Consider the following 21,588-nt stretch of genomic DNA (forward strand, 5'->3'; position numbering starts at 1 on the left):
TGCGACGACTAGCCTGGTGGCATGGCGTTCTCCTTCCCTGACGACCTGGCTCCCGAGTGCTACCCCCTTGCCTGGCTGCTGGGCGGCTGGCGCGGCTTCGGCATGCTCGGCTACCCCGACGTGCCCGAGGGGCCCTTCGTCCAGGAAGTGGTCTTCGACCACGACGGCGGCCCCTACATCCGCTCGACGAGCACCATCCACCTGGCCGAGACCTCCAGCTCCGGGCCGATCTCCCAGGAGATGACCGGGCACGAGGGGGCGGACGCGCTCGTCCCGGGCCGGCTGTGGTCCACGGAGACCTCCTACTGGCGACCCGTGCCCTCCGACGGCACGACGGCGCCCGCCGAGGGAGACGGCGCCCGCACAGCCGCCGGCGCCCCGGTGCCGGACCCCACCGAGCTCGAGGTGCTGGTGGCCGACCCGGCCGGGCAGATCAGCGTCTACGTCGGAGCGGTCCGCGGTCCCCGGATCGACCTCGCCACCGACGCCGTCGTGCGCACCGCCACCGCGGCCGAGGTGACCGGTGCCACCCGCATGTACGGCCTGGTCCAGCAGGACCTGCTGTGGGCGATGGACCTCGCCGCGTTCGGTCACGAGCTGCAGTCCTACGCCTCGGGCCGCCTGAGCCGGAAGGAATGACATGACCACCCTCGACGAGAGCCCCGCCGCGCAGCGCTACCGCAGCCCCCTCCTCGCCCGCACCGGGGCGGTGGAGGCGTCCGGCCCGGACGCCGGGGTGGCCCTGCACCTCGGCGACCCCGTGCACGAGCAGCGCGCGCTCGCCCGCGGCGAGGCGGTGGTCGACCTCTCCCACCTCGGCGTCGTCACCGTCACCGGGCCCGACCGGATCAGCTGGCTCAACACGCTCAGCTCGCAGCTGCTGCTCGGCCTGGAGTCCGGGGCGAGCACCGAGCTGCTGCTGCTGGACGTCAACGGGCACGTCGAGCACGCCGCCGCCGTCCAGGACGACGGCGAGCGGACCTGGCTCATCACGGAGGCGGACGACGCCGCCGGGCTGGCGACGTTCCTCGACAGCATGCGGTTCATGCTGCGCGTCGAGGTCGCCGTCCGCGAGGACGTCGCCGCGCTCGGGACCGCCGCCGGCGGCTGGCAGCGCCTCACCGGGCACGAGGCCCACGTGCTCACCTGGCAGGACCCCTGGCCCCGCACCGCGCCCGGCTCCACGCACTACGGCCCGCCCGACGCCGAGCACCCCGGCACCGAGATCCACCGGGCGGTCTCCCTCGTGCGTCGCGACGCCCTGGCCGCCGTCGTCGACGCCTTCTGCGCCCCGACGGCGGACGGCGCACGAGCCGGCCGGCTCGCCGGCACGTGGCCGTGGGAGGCGCTGCGGGTCGAAGCCTGGCGCCCGCGCCTCGCCCGGGAGACCGACGAGCGCAGCATCCCGCACGAGCTCGACTGGCTGCGGACCGGCGTGCACCTCGACAAGGGCTGCTACCGCGGCCAGGAGACCGTGGCGCGGGTGGTGAACCTCGGACGTCCGCCGCGCCGGCTCGTCATGCTGCACCTGGACGGCTCCGAGCACCTGCTGCCGGACGCGGGCGCCGAGGTGCGCCACGGCGAGAAGGTCGTCGGCCGCCTCACCTCGGTGGTCCGCCACGAGGAGCTCGGCCCGGTGGCGCTCGCCGTCATCAAGCGCAACGTCCCGGCCGACGCGACCCTGCAGGCCGGTGACGTGGCGGCCGCCCAGGAGATCATCGTCGGCCTCGAGGGGGTCACCGACGCGCGTCCCGCCGAGCGACCCGGTGCCGGACTGCGTCGGCGCGACCTGCGCCCATGACCACCCCGGCGGGTGGTGACGACCCGCCGGCCGGACCGGAGCGCCGCGAGCCCGGGCAGGCGTCCTCCGACGCGCTCCGGCGACCGGCGCGGGCCGCCCGCCTCGTGGCCACCGGGCTGGGCCACTCGATGGACCTGCGCCGCTGGCGCGTGCTCGGCACGGTCTACCTGCGCCACGGCTCACGCCGCGTGCGCGAGGCGTTCGTGCCGGTCCTCACCGCCTCGCTGGCGGCGGCGCTGGCCTACTTCGTCTCCGGCGAGATCCTGGGCCACCAGGTCCCGATGTTCGCGCCGATCGCCGCCTGGGTGTGCCTCGGTTTCAGCCCCGACCGTCAGCTGCGCCGCGTGGCCGAGATGGGCGTCGGGGTGGCGCTGGGCGTCGGGCTCGGCGAGCTGCTGGTGCACCTCGTCGGCGTCGGACCGGTGCAGGTGGGCCTCGTGCTCGCCATCTCCGCGCTGACCGCCCGGTTCCTCGACCGTGGCCAGCTCCTCACCACCCAGGCCGGCGTGCAGAGCGTCGTCATCATCGCGCTGCCGACGTCGATGGTCGCCGAGGGGGCGATCGGCCGGTGGTCCGACGCTCTCGTCGGGGCGGCGCTCGCCCTGCTCGTCGCAGCATTCCTCCCCGGGGACGTCAAGCGGCGGCCGCGGCGGCTGGCCCAGTCCGCGCTCGACGAGCTCGCCGTCATGCTGGGGACACTGACCAAGGCGTTGCGCACGGGCGATCCGCAGCTCGCGGCCGACGCCCTCGCCCAGGGCCGGGGCTCGCAGTCCGTGCTGGACGCCTGGGCGGTGGCCCAGCGCAGCGCCGCAGAGCTCGTCCGCGTCAACCCGGCGCTCCGCGCGGACCGCCGCGTGATCGCCGAGCTCTCCCGGGCCGCCACCCTGGCCGACCGGGCGATGCGCAACGCACGGGTCGTCAGCCGTCGCGCGATCGTGGCGATGGAGGAGGACGGCGCCTCACCGGACATCGCCGACCACGTGGCGGCGATCGCCTCGGCGCTGCACTCGCTGGCGGGGGCGCTCGAGCACGGCGACCCGCCCGAGCACGCGCGCACGACCCTGCGCCGGGTGGCGGGCGAGCTGGCCCCGGAGGCGTACGCCCACGAGGGTTGGCGCAAGCAGACGCTCGTCTCGCTCCTGCGCTCGCTGGCCGTCGACGGCCTGCAGATGACCGGGATGTCGTCGGAGCAGGCGAACGAGCAGCTGCCGGAGGGCTGAGTCGCTGCGGTCAGCGAGCCCTTGAGGACCTCTCAGGCGAGGTAGACGTCCTCGCCCTCGACGGTGACCGGCACCGGGGGCAGCGGGTCCTCAGCCGGGCCCCGGACCACCTCGCCGCTCGCGGTGGAGAAGCGGGAGCCGTGGCACGGGCACTCGATGACGCCGTCGCCGATGCCGACCTCGCAGCCCTGGTGCGTGCACACCGCGCTGAAGGCCAGGACCGAGCCCGTCTGCGGCTGCACGACGACCACCTCGGTGCCGTCGTCGGCCGTGACGACCACACCCGAGCCGACCGGCACGTCCGCCAACGGGACGAGCCGCCCGGAACCGCTGCCGCCGGCGGTGCCTCCGCCGTCGGCCGGGCGCGGCGGGGTGCCCCCGCCCCCGCAGGCCGCGAGCACCGGGACGGCGAGCAGACCGGCACCGACGGTCAGGACGGTGCGGCGCGTGGCGGGCTCGGGGCTCATCGGCACATTCTGGCCCAGGCCCCGCGCGCCGGGAAGGGGAAGCCGGTCACGGCGGATCGTGCGGTCGGGTTCGCGCGGTCGGGTTCGCGCGGTCGGGTTCGCGCGGTGGGGCTCGCGCGGTCGGTCGCGGTCGGCCGACGGGATGCCGCGACCGCCCTCGCCGCCGATTAGGCTCGTGGGGTGATCTTCGTGACGCTCCAGCAGTACGTGATGCTCGCCCTCAGCCTCGTCCTGTTCGCGCTCGAGCTGTGGGCGCTGATCGACGCGGCCCGCCGACCGTCGGCCGCCTTCGTGGCGGCGGACAAGCGGACGAAGAACTTCTGGCTGGTGCTGACCGGGATCGCGGCCGCGATCGGGTTCATCAGCATCCCGCTGCAGGGCGGCGGGTTCAGCTTCCTGCAGTTCGCGGCGGTGGTCCCCGCGGGGATCTACCTCGCCGACGTGCGGCCGGCGGTCTCGTCCTACGGCGGCGGTACCGGGCGCCGCCGACCGCCGCGCCAGGGCGGCGGCTGGTGAGCCGCGCGGCATGAAGGCAGTGCTCCAGCGCGTCACGAGCGCCTCGGTGCGCGTGGCCGGCGAGGTCGTCGGCGCCATCGACCGGCCGGGGCTCGTCGCCCTCGTCGGGGTCACGCACGACGACGGGCCCGACCAGGTCGCCCGGCTCGCCCGCAAGATCGCCGAGCTGCGCATCCTGCGCGACGAGCTCTCCGTCGTCGATGCCGGTGCACCGGTCCTGGTGGTCTCGCAGTTCACCCTCTACGCCGACGTGCGCAAGGGACGCCGACCCACCTGGAACCGCGCGGCACCAGGGCCCGTCGCCGAGCCCCTGGTCGATGCCGTCGTCACCGAGCTGCGGGCGCGAGGCGTGGAGGTGGCCACCGGCCGGTTCGGGGCCGACATGGCGGTCGAGCTCGTCAACGACGGTCCGGTCACCGTCCTCGTCGAGGTCTGAGCGTCCACAGGGGCCGTGCCGACGCCGTCGGGGGAGGGCAGGATCGAGGGATGGAGATCGAAGCTGTCCGGGGCGACATCACCCGGGAGAAGGTCGACGCGATCGTCAACGCCGCGAACTCCTCGCTGCTCGGCGGCGGCGGGGTGGACGGCGCCATCCACCGCGCCGCCGGCCCGGGCCTGCTCGAGGAGTGCATGGAGCTGCGGCGCACCGAGCTGCCCGACGGGCTGCCGGTCGGTGAGGCGGTCCCGACCGCCGGTCACGACCTGCCCGCGGACTGGGTGATCCACACCGTCGGTCCGAACGCCCACCGCGGCGAGACGGACCCGGCGCTGCTGGCGTCCTGCTTCACCTCGGCGCTGCGGGTGGCCGCCGACGTCGGGGCCGGCACGGTCGCGTTCCCGGCGGTCAGTGCCGGCGTGTATGGGTGGGACGTCGCCGACGTCGCCCGCATCGCCGTGGACGCAGTCCGCTCCTACGCGGCAGCGCAGGACGGCCGGTCCACGGTGGAGGAGAAGGAAGACGCTGCCGCGGGCACCGCTCAAGGCAGCGATGCCGGTGCCGGCGCTGCTCATGCGGCCATAAGCGCGCCAGCGGTCGGTGACAACCAGGTCCGCCTCGTGCGCTTCGTCCTCTTCGACGACCGCGCACTCGAGGCCTTCGAGCGCGCGCTCGGCTGATAGACGCGTGGCCATGCTCGTCGGCCTGCACCGGTGAGTCCGGCAGTTTCGGCAGTGGGTTGTCCGCCGTTCACTCCTGGTCGGGACGGAAGAGGTCCTCGATCCGGCAGCCGAAGACGCCGGCCAGCCGGAACGCGAGAGGGAGGCTCGGGTCGAACCGGCCCCGCTCGATCGAGATGACGGTCTGGCGCGAGACCCCGAGCGCCTTGGCCAGCTCCGCCTGGGACCAGCCGCGCGCCGACCGCCGTGCCGCGACGTCGTTGTCCATCGGCTCTAGCCCCGCCGGAGGAGGACGAAGTACCGGATCGCCATGTCGGCCATGCCGAGGACGACCACGGCCGCGAGCACCGGGACCGCGCCGATCTGGATCCCGGTGATCGACAGGGCGAAGAGTCCCAGGCCGCACACCGTCAGCATGTCCGTCATCGCGCCGAACCCGGCCCGGTGCCACCACTGGAGCTCGACGTTCTCCGACGCGTGCGCGTCCTCCTCGACGACGTGCCTGGACACGAAGACGAACCAGCCGAGAGCGACCGCGGTCGGGAGGACCATCGCCGCGAAGACGATGGCGACCAGCCAGAAGTCTTCCTGACGGAACAGTCCTGCTGCCGCTCCGATGGCGACCGCGACGGCGACACCGAGGACCGCGGTCTTCACGTACGCCGATGCCGGCGCCTTGAGCTTCCTCGGCTCTTGTTGCTTGTTCTCCTGCTGCGGTACCGCGTCCATGAGGTGCTCCGAGGTGTGAAGTGAACTTGACGCTGCCCAGTCAAGCGTGCTTGACGTCACCCTGTCAAGCACGCTTAACAGCGTCGTGCTGCGCAGACCTCCTCGTCGTCCCGGGTCGGCCACCCAGGGCAGCTCTGCGCCGTCCCGGCGCTCTGTGACGGCGGCGCTCCGCTCTGGGGCGGGTGTCACGCCGGGGGCGTTCGGCCGTGAGTGTCCCGCTCCCACGCGCCGGCGCGAGCGGGGGTGGTGCCGTCACGCCGGTGGCGAACACGGGCAGTTCCCCCACGCTCCCGCCGTTAGCCTTGATGAACGCCGCCCAGACCGGTTGCTGCCGGGCACCGGCCGAGGTGGCCGCCCGTGAGGAGTGCAGATGTTTGAACGATTTACCGACCGTGCCCGTCGTGTGGTCGTCCTCGCCCAGGAAGAGGCGCGGATGCTCAACCACAACTACATCGGCACCGAGCACATCCTCCTCGGCCTGATCCACGAGGGAGAGGGCGTCGCCGCCAAGGCGCTCGAGGCCCTCGACATCTCGCTCGAGGCTGTGCGTGCCCAGGTGACCGAGATCATCGGCGAGGGCCAGCAGTCCCCGTCGGGTCACATTCCCTTCACGCCGCGCGCCAAGAAGGTCCTCGAGCTCTCCCTGCGCGAGGCGCTCCAGCTCGGCCACAACTACATCGGCACCGAGCACATCCTGCTCGGCCTCATCCGTGAGGGCGAGGGGGTTGCCGCCCAGGTGCTGACCAAGCTCGGCGCGGACCTCAACCGCGTGCGCCAGCAGGTCATCCAGCTGCTCTCCGGCTACCAGGGCAAGGAGCCCGTGGCCGCCGGCGGCCCCGCCGAGGGGCAGCCCTCCGGCTCCGCGGTGCTCGACCAGTTCGGCCGCAACCTCACCCAGGCCGCCCGCGAGGGCAAGCTCGACCCGGTCATCGGCCGCAAGCAGGAGGTCGAGCGGGTCATGCAGGTGCTCTCCCGCCGCACCAAGAACAACCCCGTCCTCATCGGCGAGCCCGGCGTCGGCAAGACGGCGGTCGTCGAGGGCCTCGCGCAGGACATCGTGCGCGGCGACGTGCCCGAGACCCTCAAGGACAAGCAGCTCTACACCCTCGACCTCGGCTCGCTGGTGGCCGGCTCGCGCTACCGCGGTGACTTCGAGGAGCGGCTGAAGAAGGTCCTCAAGGAGATCCGCACCCGCGGCGACATCATCCTGTTCATCGACGAGATCCACACCCTCGTCGGGGCGGGTGCCGCCGAGGGGGCCATCGACGCCGCCAGCATCCTCAAGCCGATGCTGGCCCGCGGCGAGCTCCAGACGATCGGGGCCACCACCCTCGAGGAGTACCGCAAGCACATCGAGAAGGACGCAGCCCTCGAGCGCCGCTTCCAGCCCATCCAGGTGGCCGAGCCGACGCTCGCGCACACCATCGAGATCCTCAAGGGGCTGCGCGACCGCTACGAGGCGCACCACCGCGTCTCCATCACCGACGAGGCGCTCGTGGCCGCCGCCACCCTGGCGGACCGCTACGTCTCCGACCGGTTCCTGCCGGACAAGGCGATCGACCTCATCGACGAGGCGGGCGCGCGCCTGCGCATCCGCCGCATGACCGCCCCGCCGGAGCTGCGCGAGCTCGACGACCAGATCGCCGAGGTCCGCCGCGAGAAGGAGTCGGCGATCGACGACCAGGACTTCGAGAAGGCCGCGCGGCTGCGCGACGACGAGAAGACCCTCGGCGAGCGCCGCCTCGAGCGGGAGAAGGCCTGGAAGAACGGTGACCTGGACGCCGTCGCCGAGGTCGACGAGGAGCTCATCGCCGAGGTGCTGGCGATGTCCACCGGCATCCCGGTCTTCAAGCTCACCGAGGAGGAGTCCTCCAAGCTCCTGCACATGGAGGACGCGCTGCACAAGCGCGTCGTCGGGCAGGACACGGCGATCAAGGCGCTCTCCCAGGCCATCCGCCGCACCCGCGCCGGGCTGAAGGACCCCAAGCGCCCCGGCGGCTCGTTCATCTTCGCCGGTCCGACCGGCGTCGGGAAGACCGAGCTGGCCAAGGCACTCGCCGAGTTCCTCTTCGGCGACGAGGACGCCCTCATCCAGCTGGACATGTCCGAGTTCTCCGAGAAGCACACGGTCTCGCGGCTCTTCGGCTCGCCCCCCGGGTACGTCGGCTACGAGGAGGGCGGCCAGCTCACCGAGAAGGTCCGCCGTCGCCCGTTCTCCGTGGTGCTCTTCGACGAGGTGGAGAAGGCCCACGCGGACATCTTCAACTCGCTGCTGCAGATCCTCGAGGACGGTCGCCTCACCGACTCCCAGGGCCGCACGGTGGACTTCAAGAACACTGTGATCATCATGACGACGAACCTGGGCACCCGGGACATCGCCAAGGGCCTGCTCACCGGCTTCCAGGCCGGCGGGGAGCTGTCCAACAGCTACGAGCGCATGAAGACGAAGGTCAACGAGGAGCTCAAGCAGCACTTCCGGCCCGAGTTCCTCAACCGCGTGGACGACGTCATCGTCTTCCCGCAGCTGTCCGAGGCCGAGATCGTCCAGATCGTCGACCTGATGATCGCCCGCCTGGACGTGCGGATGCGCGACCAGGACATGACTATCGAGCTCACGTCGGCCGCCAAGGAGCTGCTCGCCGAGCGCGGGTACGACCCGGTGCTCGGCGCCCGGCCACTGCGCCGCGCCATCCAGCGCGAGATCGAGGACGTCCTGTCCGAGAAGATCCTGTTCGGCGACGTCCGCCCGGGGCAGAAGATCATCGTCGACGCCGAGGGCGAGGGACTGCTGGGGCAGTTTACCTTCCGCGGCGTGGCAGCCGGCGAGATCGAGAAGCCCGAGCCGGTCGCCGTGGGCCACGGCTCCACGGTCGAGCAGCGTGACATGCCGACGGCGCCCGAGGTGGGCGGCGCCGGCGGCGGCGGGCAGCTCCAGCCCGGCGCCTGACCGCAGCACACACCGACAGGGCCCCGCAGCCGATCACCGGCTGCGGGGCCCTGTCGTTCGTGCACGGCCGCAGCCGAACGTCCGACGGGAAGCCGTCCGGTCGCCTCCCGCGCGACCGCCGGTTCCTGTCCGGCGCACGGGTTCGCACGCGGTGACCGCCCCGCCTGTGGAGAGCGCCGGCGTGGGGCGGCGCGACGGGCAACAGTGGTCACCATGAGCCGGAGGAGGCACGATGGGGACCGTGAGCACGCTCCCGCGGAGCCGGGCGTTGACCCGCGACGACCTGGACGCGATGCCCGATGACGGGCACCGTTACGAGCTCGTCGACGGTGCGCTCATCGTGACCCCCGCGCCTTCGACACGGCACCAGTGCGCCGTGCTCCGGATGGCCGTGCTGCTCGACCGGGTGTGCCCGGCCCGACACATCGTCATGGTGTCGCCCTTCGACGTGGCACTCGCCGCGGACACGGTTCTGCAGCCGGACGTGCTGGTCGCCCGGCGGGCCGATCTCACCGAGCGCGACCTGCCAACGGCTCCGCTCCTCGCCGTCGAAGTTCTCTCGCCGAGCACGCGGATGATCGACCTCAACCTCAAGCTCGCCCGTTACGAGGCGGCCGGGACTCCGTCGTACTGGGTGGTCGACCCCGACGTCCCCGCCCTGACCGCCTGGCAGCTGACGGCCGGCAGGTACGTCGAGGTCGCCCACGCGAGCGCCGGCGAGCCGTTCGACGCGTCGTCGCCCTTCCCGGTGGCGTTCACGCCCGCGCAGCTGGTGACCTGAGGCTCCGCGGCGCCGGGAACGCCCGTTCCCGCCTCCGTCCCGAGGGCCGACCGCCCGGCGCGCGGAGGGCTCAGCCCTGGGCGAGCGCCGCCGCCCGCTCCGGGCGGCGCGCACCCTGACCGGCCTGGCCGGTGCCGTAGCGACGGACGAAGGCACGCAGCACCTCGTGCGAGGCGCTGACGTCGGCCCGTGCGATCCGGTCGATCACGGCGTCCACTTCGTCGACCGGGAAGTACCCGGAGTGCCGGTAGACCTGGATGCGCGTGACCAGGGCCTGCGCATCCATCTCCGGGTGGAACTGCGTCACGTACTGGTTCTGTCCGAGGCGGAACATCTGGACCGGGCAGGCCGCCGACGACGCCAGCAGCACCGCTCCGGGCGGCAGGACCGTGCACGCCTCCTTGTGACCGACGTACGCATCGAACGACGGCGGCAGGTCGGCGAGCAGCGGGTCACGGACGCCCTCTCCGGTGAGCTCGATGCGCACCGCCGCCGTCTCCTCGGCGTGCGTGCCGTCGACGACCGCGCCGGTGAGCCGGCCGAGCGCACCGACCCCGTAGCACAGGCCCAGGAAGGGCAGGTCTCGGCGGTGGATCTCGGCCAGGACGGTGCTCAGCTCCGCCTCGACTCGGCGCTGGACGTTGCTCTTGTGCTCCTCCGGCGTCGAGACGGTGAACGGGCTGCCGCCCAGGAGGATCCCGGCGTAGCTGTCGAGGTCCAGCGGTGTGAACCGACCGGCCTCCATGCGGATGCGGACGAGCTGCTCGGGTGCCAGTCCTGACAGGCGCAGGAACGATGCGTACTCGTCGTCAGCCGCGACGTCCTCGCTGCGCGAAGCGAGCAGCGCGAAGGGCTTGGCGGTCATGAGGTCAGTGAACACGTGACCGCGTCGCGAGGTGCCGCTGTTCCGCCTGTCGTACACGGCCGGCGGCCCCTGCCCGAATGGTGGGACGGCTCCGTGCAGCGGTGGCGTGCTCGCGCTCGACGACTGCGGGCATGGCGGACCTGTGCCGCTGGGGGTGCGGGTGGTCGCGCGCCCGCTTAGCGTGGACGGTGGAACCCCGCCTGGGGCCCGCCGACGGAAGGAGCCCGTGATGGGTCTCGATGACAAGATCAGCAACGCCGCGGAAGAGGGCAAGGGAAAGGGCAAGGAGGAGGCCGGTGAGGCGACCGGCAACGACAGCCTGGAGGCCGAAGGCAAGAAGGACCAGGCCAAGGCCAACCTCAAGCAGGCCGGCGAGAACGTGAAGGACGCCTTCAAGTAGGCCTTCTCACGATCAGGACGAGGACCCCGGGGAGAGCGGTACCCCGGGGTCCCGCCGTGTGAGGATGAGCCCATGGCCGCCTCACCCGTCGCGTTCGTCCTCGGCGGCGGGGGTGTGCGCGGTGCCGCCGAGGTCGGCATGCTGCAGGCCCTCCTCGAGGCGGGGATCCGGCCGGACCTCGTCGTCGGGACCTCGATCGGTGCCGTCAACGGCGCGCTGCTCGCGGCCGAGCCGACTCCCGCCGTCGTCGAGCGGCTGCGCCGGGCGTGGACCTCTCCCGCCGCGAAGGCCGTGTACGGGGACTCGCTCGGCCGTCAGCTCCGCCGGCTGGTGTCCACACGCACGCACCTGAACTCGCCCGAGCCCCTGCGCCGGCTGCTCGAGGACGAGCTCGGCGAGATCCGGACGTTCGAGCAGCTCGCCGTCCCCCTGCACGTCGTGGCCGCCAGCATCGAGCGGGCGGCGGAGCACTGGTTCGACTCCGGACCGCTGATCCCGGCGGTGCTGGCCTCGGCCGCGGTGCCCGGTGTCCTGCCGGCCGCCCGGATCGGGGACGAGCACTTCATGGACGGCGGACTCGTCAACTCCATCCCCCTCGAGGCCGCCGTGCGCTCAGGTGCGCAGACGGTCTACGTGCTGCAGGTCGGGCGTATCGAGGAGCCGCTGAGCGCCCCCGAGCGGGCGCTGGACACCGCGCGCGTGGCTTTCGAGGTCGCCCGGCGGCACCGCTTCGCCCGCGACCTGACCCTCGTGCCCGAGGGCGTCAAGGTCCACGTGCTGCCCAGCGGCGGTCCGCTCGACGGCGACGAGAAGGTCAGGTCCTACCGGCAGATGAGCACGGCGACCCGGCGCATGGAGCGGGCCTACGCGGCAACCCGGGACTACCTCGGCGCCGTGGAGCTCGGCTGATGCGCCTGCCCCCGCGGTGGGTGCGCCGGACGGTCATCGCCCCCGCCGTCGTGCTGTCGGCGTTCACCCTGATCACCACCCTGCCGGTGTGGCTCATCGTGGCGACGGCGCTGACGGCCCTGATCCCCGGGTACCTCCGCCTGCCCCGCGTCCTGTGGATGGTGACGTTCTACCTGGTGTGGAACTCGGCCGCCCTCGTCTGCCTCTTCGTGCTCTGGGTGGCCTCCGGGCTCGGCTGGAAGGTCCGCAGCCCGGCCTTCCAGCGCGCGCACTACGTGCTCACCGGCTGGTTCCTGCACCTGCTTTTCCTGCAGGCGCGGTGGGTGCTGCGGCTGCAGATCGACGTCGAGGGCGACGTCGCCGGTGCGTCGCTGACCGGCCGGCCGGTCGTGGTGGCGAGCCGGCACGCCGGTCCAGGCGACTCGCTCATCCTCATCCACGCCCTGACCAACTGGTTCGACCGGGAACCGCGCATCGTCCTCAAGGACACCCTGCAGTGGGATCCCGCCGTGGACGTCATGCTCAACCGCCTCCCCAACCGGTTCATCGCCCCCGCGCCCTTCGGCGGCGACCGGCCGGGGCGCGCCACGAGCCTCACCGAGCAGGTCGGGAACCTGGCCGTCGGGCTGGACGCGAACGACGCCTTCGTCATCTTCCCGGAGGGCGGCAACTTCAGCCCCGAGCGGCGTCGGCGACGGATCGACGGCCTGCGCCGCGAGGGCCGGGCCGCGATGGCGGCGCGCGCCGAGGCCATGCGGCACGTGATGGCACCGCGGCCGGGCGGCATCCTCGCGGCGCTGGACGCCGCCCCGGACGCCGGCGTCGTCTTCCTCGCCCACACCGGCCTGGACCGGATGATCACCGTGCGGGACATCTGGCGCGAGCTGCCGATGGACAAGCGCATCGTCATGCACGGCTGGCACGTCCAGCCCGCCGAGATCCCCGCCGGGCGCGAGGACCGCATCGACTGGCTGTACGGCTGGTGGGAACGCGTCGACGGGTGGATCGGGGCGCGGGCGACGCCCCAGGACGCGTAGCGCTCTTCGGACGCGTCAGCGGTGCCGCGCACGTCGAGAGCTCGGTGCCGACGTCGCGCGGACGGGCCCCGACCTCGAGCGCCACGACTCGCCTCAGGAGCACTGGTGCACAACGGTGCGTTCACCGCCCGCGAGCCACGACCGGGCGGGCGGTGACCGGCGAAGCCCGGGTCCTCGCAGCGCCGTCAGCCGTACGCTGGCGATGAGCACCACCACGGCAAGGAGGCCCGTCATGGCGAAGTTCGTGTTCCGGTTCAGCGAGGGCGACAAGGACCAGAAGGACCTGCTGGGCGGCAAGGGGGCGAACCTGGCGGAGATGACGAAGATCGGTCTGCCGGTGCCGCCGGGGTTCACGATCACCACCGAGGCCTGCCGTGCGTACATGCGGGACGGGCACGTGCCGCCGGAGCTGCGGGTCGAGGTCACGATGGCGATCCGCGAGATCGAGGACACGCTCGGTCGGCGGCTGGGTGACTTCCACGAGCCGCTCCTGGTGTCGGTGCGCTCGGGGGCGAAGTTCTCGATGCCGGGGATGATGGAGACGGTGCTGAACGTCGGGCTCAACGACGCGTCGGTGAAGGGGTTGGCGGAGTTCTCCGGGGACGAGCGGTTCGCGTGGGACTCCTACCGGCGGCTGATCCAGATGTTCGGCAAGACGGTGCTGGACATCGACGGCGAGCTGTTCGCCGAGGCGCTGGAGGCGAAGAAGGGGGCGGTCGGCGCGGCCACCGACGTGGACCTGTCCGCGGAGGATCTCAAGGCGTTGGTGGAGACGTACAAGCAGGTCGTGCGCGAGGAGTGCGGGCGGGAGTTCCCGCAGCACCCGCGTGAGCAGCTGGACATGGCGATCGAGGCGGTGTTCGGGTCGTGGAACACCGAGCGGGCGCGGTTGTACCGGCGTCGGGAGCGGATCCCGAACGACCTGGGCACGGCGGTGAACGTGGTGACGATGGTGTTCGGGAACCTGGGGGAGACCTCGGGCACGGGGGTGGCGTTCACCCGGGACCCGTCCACGGGGCACTCGGGGGTGTACGGGGACTACCTGGCCAACGCCCAGGGCGAGGACGTGGTCGCCGGGATCCGGAACACGCTGACGCTGGCGGAGCTCGAGGGTCTGGACGCGCGCTCGTACGGCGAGCTGATGCAGGCGATGCGGCGGCTCGAGACGCACTACCGGGACCTGTGCGACATCGAGTTCACGATCGAGCGGGGCAAGCTGTGGCTGCTGCAGACCCGGGTGGGCAAGCGCACCGCCGGTGCGGCGTTCCGGGTGGCGACGCAGCTGGTGGACGAGAACCTGATCACGATGAACGAGGCGATCTCGCGGGTGAGCGGGGCGCAGCTCTCGCAGCTGTTGTTCCCGCAGTTCGACGGCGAGGCGGACCGCACGCTCCTGACCCGGGCGATGGCCGCGTCCCCGGGGGCTGCGGTGGGGGAGATCGTGCTGGACAACGCCCAGGCGCTCGAGCGCACGGGCGCGGGGGCGAAGGTGATCCTGGTGCGCCGGGAGACCAACCCGGACGACCTGCAGGGCATGATCGTCGCCGACGGCGTGCTGACTTCCCGGGGTGGGAAGACCTCCCACGCCGCCGTCGTCGCCCGGGGCATGGGCAGGACGGCGGTCGTCGGGGCGGAGGAGGTCGACGTCGACCGCGGCGCGGGCGAGGTGCGCGTGGCCGGGCGGACCCTGCACGCCGGGGACGTGATCGCCCTGGACGGCACCACCGGTGAGGTGTTCCTCGGCGAGGTGCCGGTGGTCGACTCACCCGTCATGCGGTACATCGCCGAGGGCCTGGACGCCGGTCTGGCCGCGTGCGGGGACGACGCGATGCGCGAGCTCGTGCTCGCCGTCGACCGGATCCTCACCCACGCCGACGCGGTGCGCCGGATGCGGGTGCGCGCGAACGCCGACACCGCCGCCGACGCCCGCCGGGCGCGCGAGCGCGGCGCCGAGGGCATCGGGCTGTGCCGCACCGAGCACCAGTTCCTGGGGGAGCGGCGCGAGCTGGTCGAGGCCGTCGTCCTGGCGGGCTCGGACGACGAGCGGGGCGCGGCGCTCGAGGCGTTGCTGCCGCGACAGCGGCAGGACTTCACCGAGCTGCTCGAGGCGATGGACTCCCTGCCGACCACGATCCGGCTCATCGACCCGCCGCTGCACGAGTTCCTGCCGGACCTGACCGAGCTCGCGGTGAAGGTGGCGGTGGCGAAGGAGCGCGGGCAGGTCGAGCCACGCGACGTCGCGCTGCTCGAGGCCGTGAGCCGGATGCACGAGGCCAACCCGATGCTCGGGCTGCGCGGGGTACGGCTCGGGCTGAAGATCCCCGGCCTGTTCGCGCTGCAGATCCGGGCGATCGCGGAGGCCACGGTCGCCCGCCGCCAGGCCGGCGGCGACCCCCGCCCGGAGATCATGGTCCCCCTGGTCGGCTCGGTCCGGGAGCTGCAGATCGTGCGCGAGGAGGCCGAGGCGATCCTCGCCGAGGTCGGCGAGGCCGCGGGGACGGTCCTGGACCTGCCCATCGGCTGCATGATCGAGCTGCCCCGGGCGGCGCTGACCGCGCACCGCATCGCCGAGGAGGCCGACTTCTTCTCCTTCGGCACCAACGACCTGACCCAGACCACCTGGGGCTTCTCCCGCGACGACGTCGAGGGTGCGTTCTTCGCCGACTACCTCGAGAACGGGGTGCTGACGATCTCCCCGTTCGAGACCCTCGACGGCGACGGCGTCGGTGCGCTCGTCGTCGCGGGCGTCACCGGCGGGCGCCAGACCAAGCCGAACCTGCACATCGGCGTGTGCGGCGAGCACGGCGGCGACCCCGAGTCCATCCGCTTCTTCCACACCGCCGGCCTCGACTACGTCTCCTGCTCACCCTTCCGCGTCCCCGTCGCCCGCCTCGAGGCCGGCCGCGCCGCCGCCCTCGCCGGCGACGACGCCACCGCCTGACCGAGTCCACGCTGCGGGCCACCGACGACGCCACCGAAGCGCCGTGCCACACTGACGCGGGTGAGCACGGTCACGGGCACGGACGTGGCCGCCGCGCTGCGCGCGGCGGTGGACGGCGAGGTCGACGACTCCGACCGTCGGCGGGCGGAGTTCTCCACGGACGCGTCCAACTACCGGGTGGTGCCGAAGGTCGTGGTCGCCCCGCGCGACACCGCGGACACGCTGGCCGCCCTGGAGGTCGCGCGAGGTCTCGGTGTGCCGGTGACCGCCCGTGGAGCGGGCACCTCGGTGGCGGGCAACGCCGTCGGGACCGGCGTGGTGCTGGACTTCTCGCGGCACATGAACCAGGTGACGGAGCTGGACCCGGCCGCCCGCACCGCGGTGGTCCAGCCCGGCGTCGTCATGTCGGACCTGCAGGCGGTGGCCCGCCCGCACGGCCTGCGCTTCGGTCCGGACCCCTCGACGCAGAACCGCGCCACGCTCGGGGGGATGATCGGCAACAACGCCTGCGGACCCCACGCCGTCGCCTACGGCCGCACCGCCGACAACGTCGTCTCCCTCGACGTCGTCGACGGCACTGGGCGCCAGCTCACCGCCGGGGCCGGCAAGGGGGCGCTGGACGCCGTGCCGGGGCTCGGGGAGCTCGTCCGGGGCGACCTGGCCACGATCCGCACCGCCATGGGCCGCTTCGGCCGGCAGGTCTCCGGCTACTCCCTCGAGCACCTGCTGCCCGAGCACGGCACCGACCTGGCCAAGATGCTCGTCGGCTCCGAGGGGACGCTAGTGACGGTGCTCGGTGCCACCGTCTCCCTCGTGCCCGTCCCCACCGCGCCGGTGCTCGTCGCCCTGGGCTACCCGGACATGCCGACCGCGGCCGACGCCGTCCCGGCGCTGCTCGCGCACCGGCCCCTGGCGATCGAGGGCATCGACGCGCGCCTGGTCGACGTCGTGCGCCGGCACCGCGGGCCGGCCGCCGTCCCGGAGCTGCCCGCCGGGGCCGGGTGGCTGCTGGTCGAGGTCGGCGCCGAGGAGGGCGAGAGCGCCGAGGACGTGCTCGCCCGGGCCCGGGCGCTCGCGGCCGACGGCGGCACGGCCGCGGCGAAGGTGGTGCCGGCCGGGGCGCAGGCGGCGGCGCTGTGGCAGATCCGGGCCGACGGCGCCGGTCTGGGCGGGCGTACCCCCGCCGGGGCGCCGGCGTGGCCGGGCTGGGAGGACGCCGCGGTCCCGCCGGAGCGGCTCGGCGCCTACCTGCGTGACTTCAGCGCGCTCATGGCCGACCGCGGCATCGACGGGCTGCTGTACGGGCACTTCGGGGACGGGTGCGTGCACGTGCGCCTCGACCTGCCGCTGGAGACCCCAGCCGGCGTCGGGCCGTCGCGGGAGTTCCTCGAGGCGAGCGCCGACCTGGTGGCCGCCTACGGGGGGTCCCTCTCCGGCGAGCACGGGGACGGCCGGGCGCGTTCGGAGCTGCTCGGGCGCATGTACGCCCCCGAGGTGCTCGACCTCTTCGCCCGCACCAAGGCGCTGTTCGACCCCGACAACCACCTCAACCCCGGCATCCTGGTCGACCCCCGGCCGCTGGACGCGGACCTGCGCCGCCCGCACGCCCTGCCCACACCCGCGCGACGCGGCTTCGCGTTCGCCGAGGACGGCGGCGACTTCGCCACCGCGGTGCACCGCTGCACCGGCGTGGGCAAGTGCCGCGCCGACAGCTCCGCGGCGGGTGGGTTCATGTGCCCGAGCTACCAGGCCACCAAGGACGAGAAGGACGTCACGCGCGGGCGTGCCCGGGTGCTGCAGGAGCTGACCAACGGCTCTCTGGTCACCGACTGGGGCTCGCCGGCCGTGCGGGACTCGTTGGACCTGTGCCTGTCCTGCAAGGCCTGCTCCTCCGACTGCCCCACCGGCACGGACATGGCGAGGTACAAGTCCGAGGTCCTCCACCGCACCTATGACGGCAGGGTTCGCCCGGTCAACCACTACCTGCTCGGCCAGCTCCCACGGTGGACGGGTCTCGCCACGGCCGTCCCGGTGCTCGCGAGGCTGGCCAACGCGGTGCTGCGCCTGCGGCCGCTGGCCCGGCTCGTGCTCCGCGCCGGCGGGATGGACCCGCGCCGGCAGATGGTCACCTTCAGCGAGGATCGCTTCTCGCGGTGGTGGCGCCGGCGCACGAAGGCCGGCGCCGCCGGGACCGCCCGGCGCCTGGTGGTGCTGTGGGCGGACTCCTTCTCCGAGACGCTCGACGGCGCGGGCGCCCGCGCCGCGGTCAGCCTCCTCGAGCAGGCGGGATACACCGTCGTCGTCCCCGAGGAGAACGCCTGCTGCGGACTGACCTGGATCTCCACCGGGCAGCTCGACGGCGCGAAGAAGCGGCTGAGCCACCTGCTCGGGGTGCTCGCCCCCTACGCCGCGAACGGCATCCCGGTGGTGGGCGTCGAGCCGAGCTGCCTGGCGGTGCTGCGCTCGGACCTGGTCGACCTCCTGCCCGACGACCCGCGCGCACAGATGCTCGCGGACTACACCTACACCCTGGCCGAGCTCCTCACCGCCCCCGCCCCGCTCGGCCCGGGCGAGGACTGGGCGCCGCCCTCGCTCGAGGGGGTCGAGGTGGTCGCGCAGCCGCACTGTCACCACCACTCGGTCATGGGCTGGGACGCCGACGCCGCGCTCCTCGTCCGCGCCGGCGCCAGCGTGACCCGGCTCGCCGGGTGCTGCGGGCTCGCGGGCAACTTCGGCATGGAGGCCGGCCACTACGACGTCTCGGTCGCCGTCGCCGAGAACGCGCTGCTGCCCGCCCTGCGCGAGGCCGGCCCGCAGACGGTGTACCTCGCCGACGGGTTCTCCTGCCGCACGCAGGCCGAGCAGCTGGCGGGACGTCACGGTGTCCACCTCGCCGAGCTCCTGGGCGGCAACCGGTAGCAGAGGGTGCCGTCGGCACCAAAGGTGTGAGCCTGGTCGTGGGCCGTCGGACGCCCTCGGAAACCATCGGAGGCCGTCGGATTCCATCCCGGGGGCTGTCAGACGGGCGACCGGTCGTGAGAAGATGGGGTCAGCCCCCTTTCACCCACGAGTCAGTCAGGTCGATGACCTATGCCGTTCTTCGAGTTCGACGACGGGCGCCTCGTTCCGGCCCGGTTCGGATACTCCGTGGCCGCGGAGATCGAGCCCTCGATCCTGGAGGCCGTGCGGAACCAGGTGCTCGAGGTCGTCGAGCGCCCGCTCTTCCCGGTCAGCTGGCACGGGGACGGCAGACGGACCGGCACCTACCGCGACTCCGAGGCCCCCGAGCCACGGCTGACCGCCATGGACCCCTCCGGCCAGGTGGTGACCGTCGAGGTCGTCGAGCGTCTGAGCCCGGCCGCCCTGGTTGACGCGCTGTCACGCTCGGGCCGGAACGCGGACATGGGCTGGACGGAGCTCGGCGGGATGTACCCGCGGGGGATGGCGGCATTCCGGCGCGACTGGAACATCTTCCGTGAGTCGATGCCGCCCCGGCCGGCCCCCGGTCCACGCCTGATCATCGTCGCGGGAGCCGTTGAGGACGAGGTACGCCCCGCGCTCGAGGTGCTCGGCCGGTCCGGCGTCGTCGTCCACGAGATCCGGCTGCGCCAGATGCCCGACGGCAGCCAGCTGCTGGACGTCGACGAGCTGCGCCCGGACGTGGTGCGGTACACCGGCACGATCCTCAGCGCGGACACGCAGCGGCGTGAGGTGACCGCGGGGCCGCCCGACGCGGTGACGATCGCGCGCGAGCGCACCGCGGCGGTCCCCCGAGAGGTGCAGGCGACGGCTGCCGCACGCGCGGAACAGACGGCCGCGGCCGACCGCGCGGCCGGCGACCGGGGCGTGCCTGCGGTCGGCGACCAGAGTGTGCCTGCGGCCGGCGACCAGAGTGTGCCTGCGGCCGGCGACCAGGGTGCGCCTGCGGCCGGCGGCCAGGGGGCCGCCGACGAAGGGCCGGCGGCGGAGCGCTCGGCACCCACGGGCCAGGCAGGGGCCGCGGCGGACCTCGCACTGATCGCCGCTGCGCTGGAGAGTGAGACGGATCTGCTGTGGTCGCAGCACCGCAGGGGGATCCGGCACGAGGCGACGCTCACGCCGGACGGCGTCGTGCGCCTGCCGGGCGGTGCGACCTTCACCGACCCGGATCTCGCGGCCCGGGCGGCGTCGGGGCGCGACGACGTCGACGGCTGGCGGGTGTGGCGCTTCGGCGAGGTGGGGCCGAGCCTGGCCGAGGCCCGTGCCGAGCTCGTCGCCGCCCGCGGCCGTGATGGTGCCCGGCCGGGCCGGGCCCGAGCCGGACGCCGGCGCGAGCGCTCCTACCGAAGGACGTAGGCCCGGCTCCAGCGCCGGATCTCGGCGTAGGCGCGCTCGCGTACGGCCCCGGCGGAGAGCAGGACGTCATGGATCGCCCCCTCGAAGCGGGCGACCGTGACCAGCGGACCGAGCTGCAGCGCACGACGACGGATCTGCTCCACGTCGAGGACCGTGTCGGTCTCGCGCATCAGCGGCGACCACTTCGGGCTGATGAGGGTGCGTCCCGACGACATCACCAGCACCGGGCAGGAGATCTCGAGCCCCTCGGCCACCTGGGCGTGCCCGTGCAGCACCGCGGAGAGCCAGCCGGCGCGGATGGTGGCGCCGGTGACGCGCCACGCCGGCTCGGGCGACCACCCGGTGTAGAACGGGTCGTCGGCGGCTGCGTCGTCGGGAAGGTCGCCGTCGTCGTCGGTCCAGCCGAGCAGCACCCGCTGGTAGTAGCCGAGGTCCGAGGTGGGGATGACGGCCCTGGGCTGCAGCTTCGCCAGGCGGTCGATGATCGGCTGGGCCACCCCGCGCAGCACGGCCGAGCCCTGCAGCTCGAGCCACGGTGAGTTCAGGACGAGCGCCCGCAGGGCTCCCGGGTGACGGTGCGCCCAGAGCGCGGCGACCAGCCCGCCGGTGGAGTGGCCCATGAGGACCAGGTCGGTGCCGACCCCCTGCTCGCCGCGCACGACCTTCAGTGCCGCGTGCAGGTCCTCGTCATAGGTGGACAGGTTCTCGACGAAGCCGCGGGTCTGGTGCTCGCGCAGCGAGCGGCCGTACTTGCGCAGGTCGAGGGCGTAGAACGCGCCGCCGAGCGCGGACCAGCGGCGGGCGAGCTCGTGCTGGTGGAAGTAGTCGTTCCAGCCGTGCAGGTAGAGGACGGCGAAGGACGGGACCGACGGCGTGCCCGTGAGAGCGTCGGGGTCGTCGGCGGGGACGTGGCGCACGAGGGTGGCGACGACGTCGCCCTCGTCGTCCCCGTGCAGGGGGAGGGTACGTGCCTGGAAACCGTGGCCGAGCACGTCCGGTGCCCAGCGGTCTGCCGGGGGTGCCGGCGGGAAGGTGACGGCCTCCTCGGGCTCGACGGCCGCCGTCGTCGCGACCTCGGGACGCACGGTCGGTTCCGGTTCGGCGGAGCGTTTGCGGGCCATGTGCTCATCATGCCGGTGCGGCCTCGGCCCGGCCCGCCGTCGGGTGCCGGGTCGCCGGCGGCACCCGAGGCGGCGGCGGTCACCGATACGGACTCAGGCAGCCCGCCGGAAGTTCTGCGGCGCGGTGCCCGGGCTCATCGGGACACCCGCGGGCTCGGGCGCACCCGGCGGCGGTGAGCCGGGGCTCTTCGGCACCACACCTTCTGCTGTGTACCCAGGCGTGGGATTGCCCGGGCTCTTCGGGACCGAGCGGGAGTACACCGTTCCCGGCGGCGGAGAGCCGGGACTGCTCGGGACGACGATCGAACTCTCCTGCGACGGCTTCAGCAGGATCACCTCCATGCGCGGGCACCTCGCCGGGCTCTCCGGCCGTTTCACGCCACATCGCCATCATTTGTAAATC

At 73.2% G+C, this 21,588-nt stretch carries 19 protein-coding genes; 14 read left to right on the forward strand and 5 right to left on the reverse strand.

From position 1 onward, the window contains the following. The first annotated feature begins 21 nt into the window (after nucleotides 1-21). Genes GD748_RS07420 through GD748_RS07430 form a run of 3 tightly spaced genes read left to right on the forward strand, consistent with a single transcriptional unit; the run spans nucleotide 22 to nucleotide 3,021 of the window. Entirely contained in the window at nucleotides 22-639 is a 618-nt protein-coding gene (locus tag GD748_RS07420; RefSeq protein WP_152194574.1) for an FABP family protein, read from the forward strand. Nucleotide 640: 1 nt separating this feature from the next. Then, nucleotides 641-1,801, forward strand: a complete 1,161-nt coding sequence (gene ygfZ, locus GD748_RS07425) for a CAF17-like 4Fe-4S cluster assembly/insertion protein YgfZ (protein ID WP_152194575.1) — start codon at nucleotides 641-643, stop codon at nucleotides 1,799-1,801. After that, a complete protein-coding gene (locus tag GD748_RS07430) occupies nucleotides 1,798-3,021 on the forward strand; it encodes an FUSC family protein (RefSeq protein ID WP_152194576.1) in 1,224 nt (407 codons plus the stop codon). The genes ygfZ and GD748_RS07430 overlap by 4 nt, the downstream gene beginning before the upstream one ends. 32 nt (nucleotides 3,022-3,053) lie before the next feature. On the opposite strand, the gene GD748_RS07435 is transcribed toward GD748_RS07430, so the two are convergent. Continuing rightward, a complete protein-coding gene (locus GD748_RS07435) occupies nucleotides 3,054-3,488 on the reverse strand; it encodes a Rieske (2Fe-2S) protein (RefSeq protein WP_152194577.1) in 435 nt (144 codons plus the stop codon). A 180-nt stretch (nucleotides 3,489-3,668) separates the two neighbouring features. Between GD748_RS07435 and GD748_RS07440 the strand changes: the two genes are divergently transcribed. The 3 genes from GD748_RS07440 to GD748_RS07450 are packed head-to-tail and all read left to right on the forward strand — an operon-like array spanning nucleotide 3,669 to nucleotide 5,120. Next, the gene (locus tag GD748_RS07440; RefSeq protein ID WP_319593302.1) at nucleotides 3,669-4,004 is read left to right on the forward strand and encodes a DUF2516 family protein; all 336 of its coding nucleotides are present in this window, start codon (nucleotides 3,669-3,671) and stop codon (nucleotides 4,002-4,004) included. A 10-nt stretch (nucleotides 4,005-4,014) separates the two neighbouring features. Next, nucleotides 4,015-4,440, forward strand: coding sequence for a D-aminoacyl-tRNA deacylase (gene dtd / locus GD748_RS07445; RefSeq protein WP_152194578.1), 426 nt, complete (start codon nucleotides 4,015-4,017; stop codon nucleotides 4,438-4,440). Nucleotides 4,441-4,490: 50 nt separating this feature from the next. Further along, nucleotides 4,491-5,120, forward strand: coding sequence for an O-acetyl-ADP-ribose deacetylase (locus tag GD748_RS07450; protein ID WP_152194579.1), 630 nt, complete (start codon nucleotides 4,491-4,493; stop codon nucleotides 5,118-5,120). Between the two features lie 70 nt (nucleotides 5,121-5,190). On the opposite strand, the gene GD748_RS07455 is transcribed toward GD748_RS07450, so the two are convergent. After that, on the reverse strand, nucleotides 5,191-5,388 hold the full coding sequence (locus GD748_RS07455; protein ID WP_152194580.1) for a helix-turn-helix transcriptional regulator: 198 nt from the start codon (nucleotides 5,386-5,388) through the stop codon (nucleotides 5,191-5,193). Between the two features lie 5 nt (nucleotides 5,389-5,393). Beyond that, the gene (locus tag GD748_RS07460; RefSeq protein WP_152194581.1) at nucleotides 5,394-5,849 is read right to left on the reverse strand and encodes a hypothetical protein; all 456 of its coding nucleotides are present in this window, start codon (nucleotides 5,847-5,849) and stop codon (nucleotides 5,394-5,396) included. 370 nt (nucleotides 5,850-6,219) lie between these two features. Between GD748_RS07460 and GD748_RS07465 the strand changes: the two genes are divergently transcribed. Both GD748_RS07465 and GD748_RS07470 read left to right on the forward strand, forming a co-directional pair. After that, on the forward strand, nucleotides 6,220-8,796 hold the full coding sequence (locus tag GD748_RS07465) for an ATP-dependent Clp protease ATP-binding subunit (protein WP_152194582.1): 2,577 nt from the start codon (nucleotides 6,220-6,222) through the stop codon (nucleotides 8,794-8,796). A 232-nt stretch (nucleotides 8,797-9,028) separates the two neighbouring features. Next, entirely contained in the window at nucleotides 9,029-9,577 is a 549-nt protein-coding gene (locus GD748_RS07470) for a Uma2 family endonuclease (RefSeq protein ID WP_152194583.1), read from the forward strand. Between the two features lie 70 nt (nucleotides 9,578-9,647). Here GD748_RS07470 and GD748_RS07475 read toward each other — a convergent pair whose 3' ends face one another. Beyond that, on the reverse strand, nucleotides 9,648-10,442 hold the full coding sequence (locus GD748_RS07475) for a glutamine amidotransferase (RefSeq protein WP_152194584.1): 795 nt from the start codon (nucleotides 10,440-10,442) through the stop codon (nucleotides 9,648-9,650). Between the two features lie 229 nt (nucleotides 10,443-10,671). Between GD748_RS07475 and GD748_RS07480 the strand changes: the two genes are divergently transcribed. The 6 genes from GD748_RS07480 to GD748_RS07505 all read left to right on the forward strand — a co-directional run bounded on the left by GD748_RS07480 (nucleotide 10,672) and on the right by GD748_RS07505 (nucleotide 20,064). Continuing rightward, nucleotides 10,672-10,842 carry a CsbD family protein gene (locus GD748_RS07480; RefSeq protein WP_152194585.1) on the forward strand — a complete coding sequence of 57 codons (171 nt, stop codon included), beginning with the start codon at nucleotides 10,672-10,674 and terminating at the stop codon, nucleotides 10,840-10,842. Between the two features lie 72 nt (nucleotides 10,843-10,914). Further along, nucleotides 10,915-11,751 (forward strand): patatin-like phospholipase family protein, encoded by an 837-nt coding sequence (locus GD748_RS07485; protein ID WP_152194586.1) that lies wholly within the window; start codon nucleotides 10,915-10,917, stop codon nucleotides 11,749-11,751. Continuing rightward, nucleotides 11,751-12,788, forward strand: a complete 1,038-nt coding sequence (locus GD748_RS07490; RefSeq protein WP_152194587.1) for a 1-acyl-sn-glycerol-3-phosphate acyltransferase — start codon at nucleotides 11,751-11,753, stop codon at nucleotides 12,786-12,788. The genes GD748_RS07485 and GD748_RS07490 overlap by 1 nt, the downstream gene beginning before the upstream one ends. Before the next feature lie 232 nt (nucleotides 12,789-13,020). Next, on the forward strand, nucleotides 13,021-15,729 hold the full coding sequence (gene ppdK, locus GD748_RS07495; protein WP_152194588.1) for a pyruvate, phosphate dikinase: 2,709 nt from the start codon (nucleotides 13,021-13,023) through the stop codon (nucleotides 15,727-15,729). 51 nt (nucleotides 15,730-15,780) lie between these two features. After that, nucleotides 15,781-18,648, forward strand: coding sequence for an FAD-binding and (Fe-S)-binding domain-containing protein (locus GD748_RS07500; RefSeq protein WP_152194589.1), 2,868 nt, complete (start codon nucleotides 15,781-15,783; stop codon nucleotides 18,646-18,648). 171 nt (nucleotides 18,649-18,819) lie between these two features. Then, nucleotides 18,820-20,064 carry a restriction system modified-DNA reader domain-containing protein gene (locus GD748_RS07505; protein WP_152194590.1) on the forward strand — a complete coding sequence of 415 codons (1,245 nt, stop codon included), beginning with the start codon at nucleotides 18,820-18,822 and terminating at the stop codon, nucleotides 20,062-20,064. Here GD748_RS07505 and GD748_RS07510 read toward each other — a convergent pair. Continuing rightward, nucleotides 20,049-21,185 carry an alpha/beta hydrolase gene (locus GD748_RS07510; RefSeq protein WP_152194591.1) on the reverse strand — a complete coding sequence of 379 codons (1,137 nt, stop codon included), beginning with the start codon at nucleotides 21,183-21,185 and terminating at the stop codon, nucleotides 20,049-20,051. The two genes, GD748_RS07505 and GD748_RS07510, sit on opposite strands and share 16 nt — an antisense overlap. Nucleotides 21,186-21,588: the final 403 nt, after the last annotated feature.

Origin of the sequence: Georgenia subflava, assembly GCF_009193155.1 — a bacterium.
In the GTDB taxonomy this organism is placed as follows: domain Bacteria; phylum Actinomycetota; class Actinomycetes; order Actinomycetales; family Actinomycetaceae; genus Georgenia; species Georgenia subflava.

What these genes read in the sequence shown, in the direction of transcription:
- GD748_RS07505 (WP_152194590.1), top strand. Translation starts at nt 18,820, where the DNA reads ATGCCGTTCTTCGAGTTCGACGACGGGCGCCTCGTTCCGGCCCGGTTC.
- GD748_RS07450 (WP_152194579.1), top strand. Translation starts at nt 4,491, where the DNA reads ATGGAGATCGAAGCTGTCCGGGGCGACATCACCCGGGAGAAGGTCGAC.
- GD748_RS07465 (WP_152194582.1), top strand. Translation starts at nt 6,220, where the DNA reads ATGTTTGAACGATTTACCGACCGTGCCCGTCGTGTGGTCGTCCTCGCC.
- GD748_RS07470 (WP_152194583.1), top strand. Translation starts at nt 9,029, where the DNA reads ATGGGGACCGTGAGCACGCTCCCGCGGAGCCGGGCGTTGACCCGCGAC.
- GD748_RS07480 (WP_152194585.1), top strand. Translation starts at nt 10,672, where the DNA reads ATGGGTCTCGATGACAAGATCAGCAACGCCGCGGAAGAGGGCAAGGGA.
- dtd (WP_152194578.1), top strand. Translation starts at nt 4,015, where the DNA reads ATGAAGGCAGTGCTCCAGCGCGTCACGAGCGCCTCGGTGCGCGTGGCC.
- GD748_RS07435 (WP_152194577.1), bottom strand. Translation starts at nt 3,488, where the DNA reads ATGAGCCCCGAGCCCGCCACGCGCCGCACCGTCCTGACCGTCGGTGCC.
- GD748_RS07475 (WP_152194584.1), bottom strand. Translation starts at nt 10,442, where the DNA reads ATGACCGCCAAGCCCTTCGCGCTGCTCGCTTCGCGCAGCGAGGACGTC.
- GD748_RS07455 (WP_152194580.1), bottom strand. Translation starts at nt 5,388, where the DNA reads ATGGACAACGACGTCGCGGCACGGCGGTCGGCGCGCGGCTGGTCCCAG.
- ppdK (WP_152194588.1), top strand. Translation starts at nt 13,021, where the DNA reads ATGGCGAAGTTCGTGTTCCGGTTCAGCGAGGGCGACAAGGACCAGAAG.
- GD748_RS07460 (WP_152194581.1), bottom strand. Translation starts at nt 5,849, where the DNA reads ATGGACGCGGTACCGCAGCAGGAGAACAAGCAACAAGAGCCGAGGAAG.
- ygfZ (WP_152194575.1), top strand. Translation starts at nt 641, where the DNA reads ATGACCACCCTCGACGAGAGCCCCGCCGCGCAGCGCTACCGCAGCCCC.
- GD748_RS07490 (WP_152194587.1), top strand. Translation starts at nt 11,751, where the DNA reads ATGCGCCTGCCCCCGCGGTGGGTGCGCCGGACGGTCATCGCCCCCGCC.
- GD748_RS07510 (WP_152194591.1), bottom strand. Translation starts at nt 21,185, where the DNA reads ATGGCCCGCAAACGCTCCGCCGAACCGGAACCGACCGTGCGTCCCGAG.
- GD748_RS07485 (WP_152194586.1), top strand. Translation starts at nt 10,915, where the DNA reads ATGGCCGCCTCACCCGTCGCGTTCGTCCTCGGCGGCGGGGGTGTGCGC.
- GD748_RS07430 (WP_152194576.1), top strand. Translation starts at nt 1,798, where the DNA reads ATGACCACCCCGGCGGGTGGTGACGACCCGCCGGCCGGACCGGAGCGC.
- GD748_RS07420 (WP_152194574.1), top strand. Translation starts at nt 22, where the DNA reads ATGGCGTTCTCCTTCCCTGACGACCTGGCTCCCGAGTGCTACCCCCTT.